Source organism: Bryocella elongata, assembly GCF_900108185.1.
Lineage (GTDB): Bacteria > Acidobacteriota > Terriglobia > Terriglobales > Acidobacteriaceae > Granulicella > Granulicella elongata.
Genome location: NZ_FNVA01000001.1, coordinates 1,216,207 through 1,233,217 on the forward strand (window position 1 = coordinate 1,216,207; position 17,011 = coordinate 1,233,217).

Genomic DNA, 17,011 nt, shown 5'->3' on the forward strand with positions numbered 1-17,011 from the left:
ATCGCCTCCGCGTACTGATCGATCTCTTGTTGCCGGCGCAATTGCTTCGCCAATGAATACTGTCCCGCTCAAACTCTCGCCACGCTTCGCTTCAAACCCAAACCGCAATCTCATCGCGCCCTCACGGCGAACAGGTCGATGTCCGCGAGGTCGCCGTTGCCTCCGCCGGTGTCGGTCACCAGCGCGATCGTGTGCTCGCCTGCTGGCAGATGCACGATCGGCCCTTCCGCCATCAGCCATGCGCCATGGGTATCCGGCAGCGCAAACGGCTTCGATGTCGGCTTCTGATCGAGATTGAGGTGCAACGATCCGCCTGCGCCCTTCGATCGTTCGCGCACAACAAAGCGATAGTCGCCCTCAGCTGCAACACGAACGGCATAGTTGATGTATCTTCCAGCCTTGAGCCCGGTCAGGTATTCCCCGCCCGCGCTGGTCTCGGTTCCCGACACATCGGGCATCCGCTCCACGGTGGGGCCGGCCTCGCCAAACTCAGCGCTGTAGCTGTAACCCATCCCGCCACCATCGAACTCTTCTGCCTGCACCGCTCCCGGCAGCTCTGCCGCCAGCCCGTCATACGCCGCGTCTGACTTGGTCACATCCACGTAGTCGAAGCGAGCGATGTTCGGTGCCTTGTTGTCTCGCGCGGTGGCAATCAGCCCTGCGGTCAAGTCACGCGGCATCGCAATCTTCGTATTGCCTACTGCCGTCCAGCTCTTGCCGTCGACCGACACGTAGCCGGTAAATACATTGCCCGAGCGTCCTACCTTCATCCAGGTAGCAGCGCCCTTGTAAGGCACTTCGCTTGGTACATCCCCCTCCGCGTTGCGGAAGCGAAAGTGCACGCTGCCATCGGGCGAGACAAATGCCATCGCGAACTTTGCCGCCGCACCGTGGCCATCGCGCAGCATGACCCCGGCCTTGGCCTGCGCGACCTTGCTCGTCTGGTCGATCACATGCGCGGTCACCTCACCATCGCCACTCAAGCCCCTGTAGGCATACTGAAACTGGTCGAAGCGACCAGCGATCCCGAATCCGCTGCCAGCGACGGTCCATACACCTTTGTCGATTCGCGCACTGCCGGCGAGGGCTGGACCGCCCACGTCATCGCTCCCCCAGGACCTTGGCAGTGCTGCTTCGTCGCGCTGGTAGACGCGGACATAGTCCACCACCATCGTTGGTGTCGGGCTCGTAGAGGCATCCGGATAGCCAAAGAAGCCGCCGCCCATGGCCAGGTTCAGCAGCAGGTTGAAGGGCTGGCGATCCTGCTCCCAGACCTCTTTGCCGTTCAGGGTTCCGACGGACTGCGTCGAGCACAGCTTGCCATCGATGTAGAAGCGCACCTGTCCCGGATCCCACTCCGCCGCAAACTGGTGCAGCCCTCCCGATGGCGGTCCGGGAAATCTAAACTCGCCAACCTGATCCACGTAGCCGACGTTCGACCCCGGCTCCTTCGGCCCATGCGTTGAGGCACGCACCACCAGGGGGTCGATTTTGTCGGGAGCTCCCGCCACCGGATTCCACTGCTCCATCACATCGATCTCGCCTACCGCCGGCCAATGGACGCCACCTGTCTCCTGCCCCAGCGCCCAGAAAGCTGGCCACACTCCCTTGCCCGCCTCTGGCAATCGCAGGCTGGCCTCGATCCGTCCATACCGGAACGCAGGAACCGAGATCATGCGAGCCGAGGTGTATACCGGTTCATCCTTTCCAGCCAGGGTCACAGTCTGGTCCGAACGGACCGCCACCAGCACCAGATGGCCTTTGCCATCCAGATACGCGTTCGGTTGGCCGGCCTTGCAGGGTGCAGGACCAGGGTCGTCAGCAGGAGAGCAGTAGGTCTCTGCCTCCTGGTTACCGCCAACTTTCTCTCCTGGACCGACCTCGAACCTCCACTTTGCCGCATCGGGCACCGCTCCTGTCGGCCCGTCAAACTCGTCGCCCCAGGCGAGCGTCCAGCCGGTCTGAGCCATTCCGAGTCCACCATGCAGCGCGAGGGTCAGGATGCCGAACACAGCCACCCCCTTCGCCATCCTCCAAACAAGACCTTCCATACCTTCAACCCCAACTCCGGAACACGACGATTCGAAAATCCTTCGAACGCCATCTCCAAACACGTCGCGAACCCTGTTCTGTAAGCGACGCCAACCCTACGCATCGCAATCACTCCCCCGGAAGGTGTCGTACGGCATGACTGGGGCGGTTTGGGCAGAAAGTCTACTGTTGCCAGAGCTTTACCTGGTTGATTCGAACCTTGATCGGGTCAGGTATGATACCCTTTCGCACGTGTCGGGACGCGCCAATTCGATGAAGCATGAGGTACAGGGCATCCCTGTTTCGCTCATCGAAGATCAGCTCAAGCGCCTCGAGACCGATCCGCTATTCTCCAACAGCCGCCGCTACCCGAGCTTCCTCGGATTCGTCGTGCGGAAGACCCTTGAGGGTCATGAGGATGAACTGAAGGAACGGACGATCGGCATCCAGGCCTTTGGCCGGGTCAACACCTACGACCTCAGCGCGGACCCGGTAGTGCGGGTGACCGCCGGGGAGGTTCGCAAGCGCCTCGCGCAGTACTATTACGACGCGGCGCATCAGTCCGAGCTCCGCATAGAACTCCGTCCCGGCTCGTACGTCCCGGACTTCCGTCTTCCGGCCGCTCCTCAGGCCGAGCCTTCAGAGGGAGCACAGACCTCTCTCGTTCACGAGCCTGCTCCGCTGGTCCTTCCCCCCAACTCTCCCACCATCCTGGCCCCGGCAATAGCCACCGCCGCAGTGCCCGCCAACTCCGTCCGATGGAGGTCCATCGCCATCGGTCTGGCGCTCGCTCTCGTCGTCGCACTCGTGGGGGACGCTCTTCCGCTGCTCCACCGCACCAGCGCCACGGACTCATTCTGGTCACCCATCACGGGTGCGGGAGCGCCTGTGCTCATCTCCGTCGGCTCGGTCGTCGCCATGGTGAACAGCAACGCCGTCGCACCACCGCCTGATACCGTCAGCGGCCATCCCCTCGCTTCAGACCCTATCGCCGTCTCCGATGCGACCGCGCTCTCCAGCATTCAACAGGTGCTCTCCGCCCGGTCTCGGACCAGCACACTGAAGTCTTCGACCTCGACCACATTCTCCGACCTTCAACAAGGTCCAGTCGTGCTCATCTCCGGCTTCAATAATCTGTGGACCGTGCGTATCACCGAACCGCTTCGCTTTCGACTGGCACGACTCTCCACCGACGACTACGCCATCCAGGACCAACGGGACCCCACGAACCGCAAGTGGGCCATTAACACCGCGACCCCCTTCGACAAGATCGGGCACGACTTTGGCCTGGTTGCCCGCTTCCACGACCCCACGACGGAGCAAATCGTCGTGGTGGCCGCCGGCATCGGTGAAAACGGCACCATCGCCGCCAGCCGGCTGCTCACCGATGAGCGCTATCTCGCAGAGCTCAAACGCGCCGGAATCTTTCCACGCCCCGACCAGAACTTCGAGTGCATCGTCGAGACCCAGATGATCGACGGCAAGCCTGGCCCGCCACGGATCGTGGACTCCTACATCTGGTGAGGTTTCCAGTCTTGACGACTGATCTGCGGATCGCAACCAGGATCTAGGGTTGCGGCTCGATCTTGATCCTGATCTGACCTCGCCCTGTGATCATCGTCTTTACGCCCACGCGAATGAACGGATTGCCATACTCATTGATCCGTTCCTGGTGAACCTGCACAGTCGCCGGCGACGTGATGCTTACCAGCACACGCTCTCCATGCATGGTGAAGAGAAGCGAATGCACATCCAGCACCTTTACTTCGCCGTGAGTTGGTATCGCCTCATCGATCTCGGTCGGTGAAGCGACGTCAAAATCGTCAACGATCTCTATTGCACCGCGCCCTGCACGCGTGTGCTTCCACGTTCGAGTAAAGCTGCGAAGTCCGGGCACGTCATACGCACCCTTCAGGTCCAAAGCCCATACATCTTCCTGCTCGGAAAAATCCGCCTTGAGTACCGTGGGCTTCACTGTTGTCGCATCCTTCTCCAGGTGGCCATCGATCATTGGCACGGGATGCCCATAGGAGTTAAGAAGCTTCGAATCAAAGCGCTTCGAACTGAAGGTATCTGCGGTGTAGGCCATCGGCCCACCTGGATCGCCAAGCAGCTGCTCCAAGCCCAGGCCAATCGAGAACGAGCCAATATCGTTGTGACTGTGACCTCCATTACCACCTCCCTTCATCGTGATGGCGATGCCGCTCTCAGTAGCGGGCCGCGAGACGAGTACTCCAGCGACAGGAAAGTATTGGCGCAGAGTCGTCGAGTCGGCACTCCCATGGCTCGTTCCTTGAAGTATGGGCACGAGATTCCAGGTGTCCACGATCCCGACGAGGGACTCACCGAAGGGGCGTTGTTGCTGCGTAGGAGCCGTCTCCTGCAGACCATACGCATGGTCAATATATGCGATGAGCCCAGTATTGGGAGAGAGTCCAAAGCGTGCATCGCCAAAGTCAGCCATCACCCCAGGCAACATCTGGAAGCGATGACCAAAGAGCGCGCTCGACTCGACGGCTGCATTCCGGAAGAGATCGATCCTCCCCGCAGTCTGATGCCAAAGCGTCTCACGAAGCAACGAATAGTGAGTGAAACCATAGCTCCAATAACCGATCCCCTCTTCGCTATATCCGTCAGAGGTAAAGCTCTTCAGATAGTTCTGCGAGTATGCTTCCGCTACCGCTGCGAAGTATGCCCGGTCCTCCCGGGCAGGAAGCAACGCGAGCGCCGCGCCGGTAACACCATCGAGACACACCGCGTTCCAGTTACTATCTCCTCGCAACCAGAACTCCTTCTGCGTCCCGGCGAAGATCGCCCGCGAAGGGTCCAGCGTGCGTTCCACGATTGCTGCACGCACATCCTCCTGCGTAGCGAGTGGAATTGCGTTGCCCAGGAGATACAGCGCCTCAGCGAGATCATCTGCCAGCACAGCTGAGTTCAGCTCCACGCGGTATCGCTTGCGATGGAAGGAACTCAGATCAACGTCATGTGCAGGAAGCGTCCACGTTGGCTGCTCCGCAAGCCCGTCCAGCGTACCGATAATCGCTGGGACAAAGCGCCCCTTCCACTCCGAGCACTCTGCCAGCACCAGCGGCACGAGCCTGTCCTGCCGTGCATGCAGCATCGCCTCTCCGCGCGGGCGTTGGCCGGTATGGCTGAAGTCGAGGTAATCCTCGTCGCTCCAGGCCGGCATCGGCTGCGCCGCGATACCCTCGGCCCGCTTCACCTCGTTCTGCAATTGCGCGTTACGATCAGCCCAGACAGCACGGTTCGCGCAGGGCACACCGAGGCCATGAGGAGCCGGGGACAACATCGCAACAATCTGTTGCACGCGTCCGGCAGGCAACTCTACCGGCTGCTGGGCAGTGGAATTCCCAGCACACGACAAAGCCGCCGCGAACGTGCCCAGAACAGCAGCTCCAGTCATCGCTCCGAGCTTCATTACTTCACCTCGATCTGCAACGGTACAGGAAGAGCCTCGGTATCGTCGTCCACCACGGCGCGTACCATGCCGTAATTGCCACTCTTCGCGCTTACCTTGTTGAACGTCAAATCGAACGCCAGTTCCATCTCTCCCTTTGGTGCCAGAGCGAACGGCATATCCTCCACAGAGGTTGTGGCACCATCGGGCGCTGTAATTAGAAAGCGTCCCTGCACGGCGTGGTCCTCGCGGTTGCGCAGCACGATGCGGACCTTGTGTTGCTTCGGCAATGCGCCGCTGACGGAGATAGCTCCAATCGCGTCCATCTCGATGGGCGAGAACATCACACGCCATCCCAACTTTGGCTGGCGATAATACGTGAGCAGCCCCTTAGTGTGAAATGGCGGCACCGGGTTTGGATTGCCGCCATCCCACTTGGGCCCGACCACAAACTCGGTCGAAGTCCAGTACATCTTGCCGATGAAGTGCGCCCGGTTCTTCAGTAACCGGTTATGCTGGTCTACCGTTAGCGCCTGGTAGTACTCAGTCCCCTTGCCCAGCCCCATTCGATTCGCTACCGCCTCTGCACCGTATTCCGTGATCACCACCGGCTTATGCGGCGCGTACTTTTCAAGCTCATCGAGCTCCGTCACGACGTCACTGAACTTCGGCTCGTACCATCCCGCATAGATGTTCACTGCGAGAAAATCCATCCACGCATAGCAGATGTCATGCCGCAGTTGTGCAGACACCTCGGTGAACGGACGTGTGGCATCGAGCGACTTCCCATAGCCAATCACATCGCGCACATATACGTCTGAGCCCGGCTGGTCCGTCCGATTCTCATTGCCCACCGACCACGCAAAGATACTCGGATGACTGCGGTCCCGAGCGATGAGCCGCTCCAACTGCCCATGCGCGAAGGCCAGCACTTCGGGACTCGCAAGCTCTGTACCTGAGAGCCCGGTTACGTTGATCTCCTCCAACACCAGCATGCCGTACTTGTCCGCCGCATCCAACTCGGCCGTGGTGGTCGGATAGTGCGCAGGCCGGAAGATGCGGTAGCCCTTATCGTGAAGCTGCTTGATTTCACGGTCTGCAAGGCCGTCGGGCTGCGATTTCCCAAGCCCCGGGTAGTCGCCATGGCGATCGAAGCCCTGCAGGCCCAGCACAGGCTTGCCATTCAGCATCAGATCGCCATCCTGGATCCTGATGTCTCGGAAACCAGTACGCTCTTCGAGCGTACGACCATCACTGAAGGTCAGGCGCACGGTATATCGATGCGGTGCCTCGAGATCCCACAACTTCGGAGCATCGAGGTGAAGCTGCAACGGCTCCATCTCCGACTGCCCTGCAGGGATCGTGAACACATGCGTTGACTTGAGCGCGGTCCCCCCGTGCTCGTCGAGAACTTCAACCTCCGCATGCAACTGCGCACTCACTCCGCTGGCATTCGCACCAAACGGATACAGCGTCAGATCGCCGTTCGCAGCACCCTGCGCACGGAACTCCGTCACCGCCGCCTTCGGCATGTGCTCCAGGGAAATGGACTGCAACAAACCACTGTAGTTCCAGTAGTAGTAACGCAGCCGATTGAAGACACCCATTGTGCTCGCTCGCGAGTCCACGATCACAGCGAGCGAGTTCACGCCCGGATGCACAGCAGCAGTGATGCGCATCCGCCGTGGGAGGTATCCACCCTGCGCGTTACCTACCTCCTTTCCATTGACGAAGTAACGGCAGCTCCAGAAGCAGGACTCCGTGTGGAGATAGAGCTCATCTTTCGTCGCCTGCACCACAAACATCCGGCGATACGTCCCCAGCAGTCCTTGATCGCGCATCCAGCGCGAGTCGACAGCATCGATCGAGTTGGGCACGAGGACCTGCTTCCAGGCTTCATCGCGAAAGGCAGCATCGACGACCGTCGGATGCTCACCCTGCATCGCGCCGACCGCAAGATCATCTGCCGAGGCAAACCGCCACGCTCCATTGAGCGAATCGGCCGAGGCACCTTCAGCAAACTGCACGCGGCGACTCAACTCCATCTGGCCGTGATCGGTCACCGCAACGACCCGCAGTGTGTGCCAGCCCGGATGAAACCAAGTTGTGCTGACGACGGTCTGCCACACCGGTGAGTTCTTCGTCGCTATGGCATACGCGTTCGTGAGCTCGGACGTTTGAACTCCATCGACATAGATACACATCGACGTGGCATCTGCCGGCGCAGTGACCTTCACATCGAAGGTGCCCCGCATCTGCGTCGTTGCGGGCTCCGTCATACGAAGATCCTGCGCAGGGAGACCTGCCGCCAGCATCACGACAGCCAATCCCAACAACGGTCCAGTCATTTTCCTAAGCACGCCTTCGGCCTCAATTTCTGCTGCACGGCAGCGACGGATTATCATGCCCAGTCGCGCCGGAAGAATCGACCACGGCCTGCGCCTCCGCGGGCAATGTGGTCAACGCAAGATGGTTGTCATAGAACTTCTTTGTCGGTCCGGGATTATGCAGCGCAGTGTGCGGGTCGTTTGCCCAGTTGCCGTGAATATCGAGGTCACCGCTCCACGAGGACCACGCCGATATCCATTGCCCTTCCTGCATCTTCTCCGGCCGGTCCCACACGACGTTGCCGCACACCTCGTACTTGCGGGTGCGCTCATCAAGGTAAATGCCGTTCCCGTTATCGCCGCCGAGATAGCTGATGTAGTTCGCTGTCACATCCGAGCCCGGCGACTGGGCCTGCGTGTAGATCGCTCCACCGTCATGTAGCGTCAGCATAAAGCGCGAGATGCGATTGGCGCGGATATGTACATCGCGCTGCACATCATCGGGGCCTTCGTAGTCCCAGCCCCAGCCGGCCGAGATCCCCGTATAAGGCATCTCCGAAAGTGTGTTGTGGGCGATCGAGAGACCGTCGTTGAAGCCGGCCATGATCCCGACGTTGTCGCGATACTCCGCAGCGATATGCGTAATCGTATTGCGGCGAATCACATTGTTCGCGCTCCGCTCTTCAGACCTTGTCGGATGCGCATCGGTATCACCCACAAAGACTGCCCCACCGGAAAGATCTTCGAATCGGCTCAGTTCCACCGAAGAGTTACTCGTGCCGCTGACGAGAGCGATCCCAGCAGCACCCAGCGCGTGGAAATCGTCACTATTGAAGTGGATTCGATCGCCTCCATAGACTTCAACCGCAGCAGGAATGCGCAACATACCTTCACCGTTGTGCGGCAGGTCTTTGCGCTGTCCCGTCACAAGGTATCCAGCCTGCAGAGGTACATAGCCATCATCATGGGAGTAGAGCCAGGTGGTATAGCGAAAGCCCATGTTCTCGAAGCTGAGATCATGCACTCGATCCGCGGGTGAACCTGCGATGACAATCAGGTGCTCGACAACTGGCAGCTCAACGTCCGCCGTATCCATCCTCTCGTTAGGGCGCGGTGTATAGAAGATCATTCCCCGATGGCGATCGATATAGAACTGCCCAGGCTCGCCAAGGAACTCGTACGCGTTCTCGAACCAGTCGATGCCTTTGAACGGCTTTCCCTTTGGACTCGCGTTCGACCAGCCATTCTTTACTGAATCGACGACAGTGTTATGCCAGCATGGCTCGGCCATCACGAGGTCTGCGCCATGCACCGACGCGACTCGACAATGAAAATCACGCCAGCGAACTCCCGTGACTGCGACGACCTCTTCAGGATGAGCTACGCCCTTGAGGGCTTCGGCAGCACCGCCGAGTCCATCGGCCGTATAGTGACATTCTTTAGGAGCCTTGCATCCCGCATGACGTGCCCGCACGGCTCGCACACCATTGACGAAGAGCTGAAGACTCACCGCCCCCTCCGGCAGCGGCGCCGCCCAGAGGTTGCGCTTCCCAGCAACCCGATGCCAGTGACCGATGCGGATCGACCCTTCAAGGTTCGATCCGGCAGGATCACCGATCCAGCGGATGCTGTGACCATTCTGGCCTGAGTCTCGTTGCGAAAATAGAAGTGGCTGATGTAACCGGTAGTCGCCTCCCGCAAGCACAACAACAACATCTCCACTTGCCGAAAGACTGCTCGCCCTCCGTTGTGCCTCCTGCAGAGAACACGGTTGCCGTTCCGTACATTGAACGCCCGCACCTTGCGGTCCAACATAAACCTTCTGCTGTGCCCATAGTTGCGGAGTCGCAAAGATGGCGATACCCGCCAACGGAATCAGAGAACGCTTCATCCCTGGCATCTTCCTTTACGCAAGGGGATGGGCCATAGCCCATCCCCTTGCCGTTTCAGACTGCGATTAGAAGTTCAGTCTCGCCGTCAGTTGTAGTTGACGCGCCGTCCAGTAAGAGCTGGTGAAGGCGATCAGTCCCGTGGTTGTGCTTGGGTTGTTTGTGCCCTGGATGTTCAGCACATTGAAGAAATCCGCGTTGACGCGCAGGGCAATTCGCTCGTGGATCGGGAACACCTTGAACAGCGAGGCATCCATGTTCCAGTTGAAGGGCCCCTGCACGCTCATCGCGCGAGTCGGTGCGATGTCTGGATTGTAGGTAACCGGCGTAGGTGTGGAGCTCCCCGCCAGCGTGAGGAAGACGGTGTTGGTGTCGTAGTAGTTGTAGTTCGGATCGCTCTTCGAACCACCGTCTGCCGGAGTGCGAATCAGCGGTCCGTTGAAGGGCGTGTAGCCCGTCGGCACGCCTGTGACGCCCGCAGCTGTATTGATCTTGTTGGCATCGATGTACCCGTTGAACCACAGTCGATTCGCCTGGCAGACACCCGAGAGACAGTTCGTGACCGTGGTGTTCTTGTACAGCTTCAACGTCGTCGGTTCGTAGTAGCCCGTGCTGGGCGTAAACCGCTGGCTGAGCATATGACCCGTGCTGGAAACCTGCCAGCCTCCGATGATCTCATCCACAACTCTGTTCGCGCCCGAGAAGAAGTGTTTGTTCCGCCCGACAGGAAGATCCACGAGCCAGTTCCAGCGAATCTCATGCTGCGGGATGGTGAGATCGCGGACGTAGTTCTGCCAACGGTTCGATGCTGCGCTGTCCGCAGGCGCTGCTCCATTGAGGAAGTAGCTGGCCGGCTCATAGGCAGAGTCGCGCCATCCATTGCCTCCGTTGCGGAACGCATTCGAGAGAACGTAGAACACCTGGAAACCCCAACCGTTCTTGTTCAAACGCTGATATTCGAGCTGCATCTGGTTGTCGTTCGAGTAGCCCGTCTTCCGCTGGGTCTCGATGTAGCCATACGGCAGTGTCGGGTAAGGCTTCGTTCCGACATTGGCATACGTTCCTGTGGGCAGCGCCTGGCCATTCGTGTTCTCGAACCATACATAGCTGGAAGGCGAATCGTCATACTCCCAGTACTGCTCGAGATTCGAGCCATGGTTGCCGAGATACGTCGCGCGAACCGCAGAGCTGAACGGCATGGAATGCTCAACCGTAACGTTCCACTGGTTCACGAAGGTCGAAGGATAGTGTGGATCCAGCCCCGAGATGCCGAACGACCCCCGCGTCACCGCCGTAGGCGAATTCAGGCTCACGACGCTCGAGCTGTTGTAGCCCGCAATCACCGTCTGCGGAGCCCGCAGCATGTAGTTCGGAAGGCCATCGGGCGCCTGGTTGGCGTTCGTGTAGCTCTCCTGGAACGTAGCCTGATACGGGGGATTCTGCCGGGTCTCGGCGTAGAAGTTGCGCGTTGGCGGCGGATAGATATACGTCCCATACCCTCCGCGAATCACCGTCTGCTGCTTGCCGCCGAAGAGCTGATACGCAAAGCCCACCCGAGGAGCGAAGTCGTGATAGTTGCCATAGACCAGGCTCATTGGAAGTCCAGCGTCCGCAGCGGATTCGAAGTTTGCGCCGATGCTGGTAAAGTTCGCAACGACGGGAGCGCTTGTTCTTCCCTCCGCATACAACGTCTGCAGGGAAGGTCCAGTAATCACTGCCTGGTTCTTGAAGTCATAGCCACCAAAGAGACCTTGTGCCTCATGCAGCGCCGGATGCATCTCCCAGCGCAGGCCGAGGTTCAATGTAAGCTTCGGCGTCACCTTCCAGTCATCCTGGAAGTAAGTGGCAATCTCCTGGTTGCGGAAGTGGTACCACTGCTGCAGCTGGCTCACCTGGTAGTACTGTGCGTCGCCCAGGAAGAACGAGGCATTCGTGTTCCCTGTGTATCCCACCGCCGAATAGGCAGCGGAGGCTACCGTCGTCGGATTCAGCAGCCCCGTTCCCAGTGAACTGAAGTTCACCTGCGACGGCGTAGGATTCTGATCGACCAGGATCCACGTGCGCTCATGCCGATACCGGCTGCCGAACTGAAGGATGTGCTTGCCCTTCACGTAGCTGAAGTTTTCGTCCCATACAGCAATGTTCTGGGAGTTCTTGCGCGTGTTGTCATTGCGCCCGAAGCCATACGGCATGAAGCCGATACCGTAGATGTTCGGAAATCCCAGCGCACCGATGCTCGGCAGGCCGAACTGCGCTGCATAATCCACGTTGGGGTTGGGTCCGGTATAGATCTGGTCGCTCTCGTAAGCATCCGAGAGCAGCGACTCGACGAAGAAACGCGGCGAAAAGACATGGTTCCACGTCAGCGATCCGCTATCGGCCTTGACGGGATCGAAGGTCACATTGGCCTCGAGGTTCGTGGGCATCGGACCATAGTTCGAAGACCCATACGCATACGGCCGGGAGTTGTTATAGGTGTAGCGGAAGAACGCCGAGTCCGCATCGCTGAAGTGATGGTCGACGCGCGCCGTCAATGTGCGGCCGCTGTCATTCTTCGGCGTAAGCTGATTCAGGTTCGCCTGTACCAGCGGATTGTTCGCATTGCTCGCGTGCGGCATGATGGCATAAACAGCCTTGGTCAGCGGAGCTTCACGGCCAACGGGAATCTGGTTGTTGGGAAACGCCGTGCGCGTCCACGCCACGGTGCTGGTGGCAGGATCGTAGATCGTGTACGCGTTGCCATTCGCCGCAACCAGCCCGCTGAAATCGCCACCACGCATGGCATCGGTTGGAACATACGTCAGCAGGGTCGATGCCTGGCGCTGTTCGATCCCCTCAAAGGCCACGAAGAAGAACGTATGATCGTGCCCGTTGTAGAGCTTGGGAATGATGACCGGGCCACCGAGAGAAGCTCCGAACTCGTTGCGAATGAGCTTGGGCGCAGTGGTAAACGTGTCCTGCCGATTCTTCGCGATGCCGAACGAGTTGTTGCGCATCGTCTCGAACAGCGACCCGCTGAAGCGGTTCGTTCCCGCCTTGGTCGAGAGAACGGCGGTTGCGGGGCGGTTGAACTTCGCGGAAGAGTTTGAGGTCTCGACCTTCACCTCGCCAATCGTGTCCGGATCAGGCAAGCCTTGCGATTGCCCGCCGTAGTCCTGGTTGGCGAGCGACGCTCCATCCTGCACGAACTCAAAGCCGTTCGCATTGATGCCGTTCGCCTTGAACTGCGAGCTTCCAAACAACGATTCGCTTCCGGTGATGCCCGGCGTCGTCAGCTGGATGAGGTTACCAACCGAACGAAGGTTCTCCGGCAACGACTGGATACGCTTGTAGTCCAGCGTTGATCCGATGGTCTGGTTCTCATTGTCCACGAGAGGCGAGATGTCGCCTTCCACCGTAATCTGCTGCGTGTCGCTCCCCACGGTGAGCTTCGGCTCAAGGTCAACCACCTGGTCGACACGCAGCGTCAGATGTCCCTCCCACGTGGCAAAGCCCGGGGACGACACCTTGATGCTGTAGTTCCCGATCGGAAGCGGAGGAGCGACAAAGAGGCCCTTTCCGTCGCTCGTTACATCCGTCTCTTCGCCGCGGTCGATGCTGGTGATGGCCACCGCGGCGTGCGGGACCGCGTTTCCTGCAGGATCATGTACGGTGCCCTGGACTCGACCGGCTCCCGACTGCGCGTGGGAGGCCGCCGAGGAGAAGAGTGCCGAGGCCAGGAGAATCAAATGCCGGTGATGGAGTCGCAAGCGCATGGTGCTGTCCACTTTCTTCATCGAAGTTGGGAAAATATCGTCCAGAAACCCTGGAGCTGAGCTGTGATGCGTGAGCAAAGAAAAGCACAAAGGAATGCATAGAGTCAATAAAAGAAAATAAACGGAAGTTTCGATTGAGCGGAAATCGTACGAAATTCAATGGATTCCCCCGGGCTCTCGCTCAGCCGATTCCCCACTTCCACCGGAAAATTCGGTACCGGACATTGCCGCCCGCACTCCGTCTCGAGTACATTTCGATTACTGTCTTTATCTTTCGCTTTAAGAACTACGCGTCCTCCTCGTGGGTCCGCTGATGATGCAAAGGAGTCAACTCATGCGGTACATCCGCCGTCGCGCTTCTGCCCTCACCTGTTCTGTCATCGCGTTGTTCCTGCCGGCCTTGTCCGCAAAGTCGGCATCCTTGCTGCTGGAGCCAGGTCACCCCGTGGCCTCGGTGTCGGCATCGCGGTTTGAACTCGGTAACGAAGCCATCGAGGCAACCTGGTCCGCCGCGGTCTCCAGGGTCGGCGCCCTCAACGTGACCGACAAGCTCACGCGTCGCACGATCACGGAGGCCTCGCCCTTCGCCATCCTGATGAAGGATGGCGCGATCTTCGACGCCTCGGATATCGTCATCACCGGACCGCTGCATCGCGAGGAGTTGCAGGCCGTGCCCGATGCCTCAGGACTCGCGGAGCGCTCTTCCGGTGTTGCCATCGAGCTGCCCTGGAAGACCGCTGACGGTTCGCTGACGGGCACCTGGCGCGTGGTCCTGCGCGATGGCTCAAACTACGTCAGGCAGATTCTCACCATCACGGCAGGCGCGCAGGATGCTCCGATCAGCCGCGTCGAGCTCATCGATCTCCCGTTGAAAGACGCTTCCGTCGTGGGCTCAGTCGAAGGTTCGCCCATCATTGCCGGCGATTTCTTTCTGGGCTTCGAGCACCCGATGTCGAAGAGCAAGGTAACCTCCGGCAACGCCACTGCGTGGATGGAGCGCGAGCTTCCTCTGCAGGCCAGCCACACAATCACCTATTCCTCCGTGATTGGCGTGGCGCGCAGCGGGCAGATGCGGCGCGACTTCCTCGCGTACGTCGAGCGCGAGCGGGCCCATCCCTATCGCACCTTCCTGCACTACAACTCCTGGTACGATCTCGGCTACTTCACCCCCTACGACGAGAAGGGTGCGCTCGATCGCGTGAACACGTTCGGGCGCGAACTGAGCGAGAAGCGCGGCGTCAAACTCGACAGCTACCTCTTCGACGATGGCTGGGATGACCATCGTTCGCTGTGGAAGTTCAACACCGGCTTTCCGCAGGGATTCGCCAACGTCCGCAGCGCTGCCGAAAAATACGGCGCCGACCCCGGCGTCTGGATGTCGCCATGGGGCGGCTATTCGAAGCCCAAGCAGGAGCGCATCGAGTTTGGCAAGGCAGCCGGCTACGAGATCGTAAGCAACGGCTATGCTCTCTCCGGTCCGAAGTACTATGACGCCTTCCGCGATGTCTGCCTCGAGATGATCTCGAAGTATGGCGTCAACCAGTTCAAATTCGATGGCACCGGCAACGCCGACTCGGTCTTCAAGGGCAGCCGCTTCGACAGCGACTTCGACGCTGCGATCCATCTCATCTCTGAGATCCGCGCAGTCAAGCCCGACATCTTCATCAACCTCACCACCGGCACGTGGCCTTCCCCCTTCTGGCTCATGCGTGCCGACTCGATCTGGCGCGGTGGGTGGGACGATAACTTCGCCGGAGTCGGCACCTGCCGCGAGCGCTGGATCACCTATCGCGACGCCGACACCTACCAGCGCATCGTGCAGGGTGGCCCGCTCTATCCGCTGAACTCGCTCATGCTGCACGGCATGATCTACGCGCAGCATCGCAAGCATCTCGACGACGATCCTGGCGGCGACTTCCGCAACGAGATCCACTCCTACTTCGGCACCGGCACCCAGTTGCAGGAGATGTACATCACCCCCTCTTTGCTGACGCAACAGAACTGGGATGATCTCGCCGAAGCCGCGAAGTGGTCGCGCTCCAATGCGGAGACCCTGAAAGACACGCACTGGGTCGGTGGCGATCCCGCATGGCTGCAGGTCTACGGATGGGCATCGTGGTCACCAAAGAAGGGCATCCTCACCCTGCGCAACCCCAGCGACAAACCGCAGTCCCTTCAGCTGGTCCTCAGCAGTACCTTCGAACTCCCTTCGGGCGCACCACAGGTCTACCTCCTCAAGAGCCCATGGAAGGCTGATGGCACAACCGCATCCATCCGCCTCCGCGCTGCAGAGACGCATACCTTCGCACTCCAGCCCTTCGAAGTGCTCAACCTCGAAGCCATACCCGTCGGCAAATGAAGCAGCCGGCGGCGGCCCAACACGCCGCCCGCGCGGGTCTCTCACTTTCGGACTGAGATTTGACTTTTTACTTACGTTTAGTTTCGATATATTACGTATAGACGCAAATCGACTCCTTCGCAGCGATAGACTGGAAGAGTCCATCCGTCGCTGTCCCTGGAAAGGAACCACGAAATCATGCAGCAGGCCCCGAAGACCCTACGCGAGATCCTCAACCAACCCGCGGTGTGGGAACGCTCGCTTGCCGAGCTTGAGCAAATGGATCTGTCCGCGCTTACAGCGGGGCACTCCCCGCTGCAGGTCGAATGGGTCTTCATCGGTTGCGGCACGAGTTATTACCTTGCCCAGGCCGCGGCTGCCAGCTTCACCGTCCTTCTGCAGCAGCCCACAAGGGCCCTTCCGGCATCGGAAATCCTCTTGCAGCCGCAACTCAGCTTTCCTCGTGGAGCCCGCCGCTACTTCCCGGTGCTCATCTCGCGCTCGGGACACACCTCGGAAGTGCTGAAGGTCGCGGAATACCTGAAGCAGGAGGGCGTGGAGTTCCTCGCCGTTACCTGCGATGGCCGAGAGCTGGCGGAGATGACGCCGCGCGTCCTCCGTCTGCCCGTAGACGAAAGCAGCACCGTCATGACCTCATCCTTCACCAGCATGCTGTTGGGCCTGCAGTACATGGCGGCATGGTTTGCCAAGGATGGTGCCTTTCTGGCCGCACTCAACGCGCTTCCTGAAGCTCTCGAGAAGCTGCTCAAACGCTACGTCCCAGCCGTACAGGCCTTCGCCCAGCGCCGCTTCGACGACTTCGTCTTCCTCGGCCAGGGCCCGCTGTTCGCCATCGCATGTGAGACGGCACTGAAGGTCATGGAGTCCTCCTCCAGCTATGCCCAGTACTTCCACACCCTCGAGTTCCGGCATGGGCCAAAGTCCGTTGCCAGCCCGGCAACGCTCATCGGCGGCCTGCTCTCAGAGTCCGGCTACGCCACCGAGGAGCCCGTCCTGCTGGAGATGAAGAAACTCGGCGCCGCCATCTACGCCGTCACCAACTCCGCCTCGCCGCAGCTGCGCGAGACAGCCGATCTGCTCATCGAACTGGATGTACCGGTTCCCGAGCTGGCCCGCACCGTGCTGTTTGTGGTCTGGGGCCAGCTGCTCGGGAGCTACCACGGGCTCAGCAAGGGCCTCGATCCTGACAATCCGACCAACCTGACCCGCGTGGTCACGCTCTGAGGGTT

Annotated in this window: 8 protein-coding genes; 3 read left to right on the forward strand and 5 right to left on the reverse strand. The window is 59.8% G+C overall.

The features are described from left to right. Nucleotides 1-110: 110 nt before the first annotated feature. The gene (locus C4S68_RS04865) at nt 111-2,030 is read right to left on the reverse strand and encodes a family 16 glycosylhydrolase (RefSeq protein WP_235011355.1); all 1,920 of its coding nucleotides are present in this window, start codon (nt 2,028-2,030) and stop codon (nt 111-113) included. 274 nt (nt 2,031-2,304) lie between these two features. Here C4S68_RS04865 and C4S68_RS04870 point away from each other — a divergent pair, with 274 nt between their 5' ends. Then, on the forward strand, nt 2,305-3,555 hold the full coding sequence (locus C4S68_RS04870) for a hypothetical protein (RefSeq protein WP_103931829.1): 1,251 nt from the start codon (nt 2,305-2,307) through the stop codon (nt 3,553-3,555). A 43-nt stretch (nt 3,556-3,598) separates the two neighbouring features. On the opposite strand, the gene C4S68_RS04875 is transcribed toward C4S68_RS04870, so the two are convergent. From C4S68_RS04875 to C4S68_RS04895, 4 genes are all read right to left on the reverse strand, one after another. Next, nucleotides 3,599-5,473, reverse strand: coding sequence for a hypothetical protein (locus C4S68_RS04875; protein ID WP_103931830.1), 1,875 nt, complete (start codon nt 5,471-5,473; stop codon nt 3,599-3,601). After that, entirely contained in the window at nt 5,473-7,731 is a 2,259-nt protein-coding gene (locus C4S68_RS04880; protein WP_160114993.1) for a glycoside hydrolase family 2 protein, read from the reverse strand. The genes C4S68_RS04875 and C4S68_RS04880 overlap by 1 nt, the downstream gene beginning before the upstream one ends. A gap of 91 nt (nt 7,732-7,822) precedes the next feature. Beyond that, on the reverse strand, nt 7,823-9,289 hold the full coding sequence (locus C4S68_RS04885; protein ID WP_146072012.1) for a right-handed parallel beta-helix repeat-containing protein: 1,467 nt from the start codon (nt 9,287-9,289) through the stop codon (nt 7,823-7,825). Between the two features lie 447 nt (nt 9,290-9,736). Then, nucleotides 9,737-13,423 (reverse strand): TonB-dependent receptor, encoded by a 3,687-nt coding sequence (locus C4S68_RS04895; RefSeq protein WP_160114994.1) that lies wholly within the window; start codon nt 13,421-13,423, stop codon nt 9,737-9,739. A gap of 334 nt (nt 13,424-13,757) precedes the next feature. Between C4S68_RS04895 and C4S68_RS04900 the strand changes: the two genes are divergently transcribed. Continuing rightward, nucleotides 13,758-15,782, forward strand: a complete 2,025-nt coding sequence (locus C4S68_RS04900; RefSeq protein ID WP_200821469.1) for an alpha-galactosidase — start codon at nt 13,758-13,760, stop codon at nt 15,780-15,782. A gap of 177 nt (nt 15,783-15,959) precedes the next feature. Next, nucleotides 15,960-17,006 carry an SIS domain-containing protein gene (locus tag C4S68_RS04905; RefSeq protein WP_103931835.1) on the forward strand — a complete coding sequence of 349 codons (1,047 nt, stop codon included), beginning with the start codon at nt 15,960-15,962 and terminating at the stop codon, nt 17,004-17,006. The last annotated feature ends 5 nt before the right edge of the window (nt 17,007-17,011 follow it).

Bases quoted from the DNA above. Each gene is read 5' to 3' on its own strand.
- C4S68_RS04870 (WP_103931829.1), top strand. From the start codon at position 2,305: ATGAAGCATGAGGTACAGGGCATCCCTGTTTCGCTCATCGAAGATCAG.
- C4S68_RS04905 (WP_103931835.1), top strand. From the start codon at position 15,960: ATGCAGCAGGCCCCGAAGACCCTACGCGAGATCCTCAACCAACCCGCG.
- C4S68_RS04900 (WP_200821469.1), top strand. From the start codon at position 13,758: ATGCGGTACATCCGCCGTCGCGCTTCTGCCCTCACCTGTTCTGTCATC.
- C4S68_RS04895 (WP_160114994.1), bottom strand. From the start codon at position 13,423: ATGCGCTTGCGACTCCATCACCGGCATTTGATTCTCCTGGCCTCGGCA.
- C4S68_RS04880 (WP_160114993.1), bottom strand. From the start codon at position 7,731: ATGACGGAGCCCGCAACGACGCAGATGCGGGGCACCTTCGATGTGAAG.
- C4S68_RS04875 (WP_103931830.1), bottom strand. From the start codon at position 5,473: ATGAAGCTCGGAGCGATGACTGGAGCTGCTGTTCTGGGCACGTTCGCG.
- C4S68_RS04865 (WP_235011355.1), bottom strand. From the start codon at position 2,030: ATGGCGAAGGGGGTGGCTGTGTTCGGCATCCTGACCCTCGCGCTGCAT.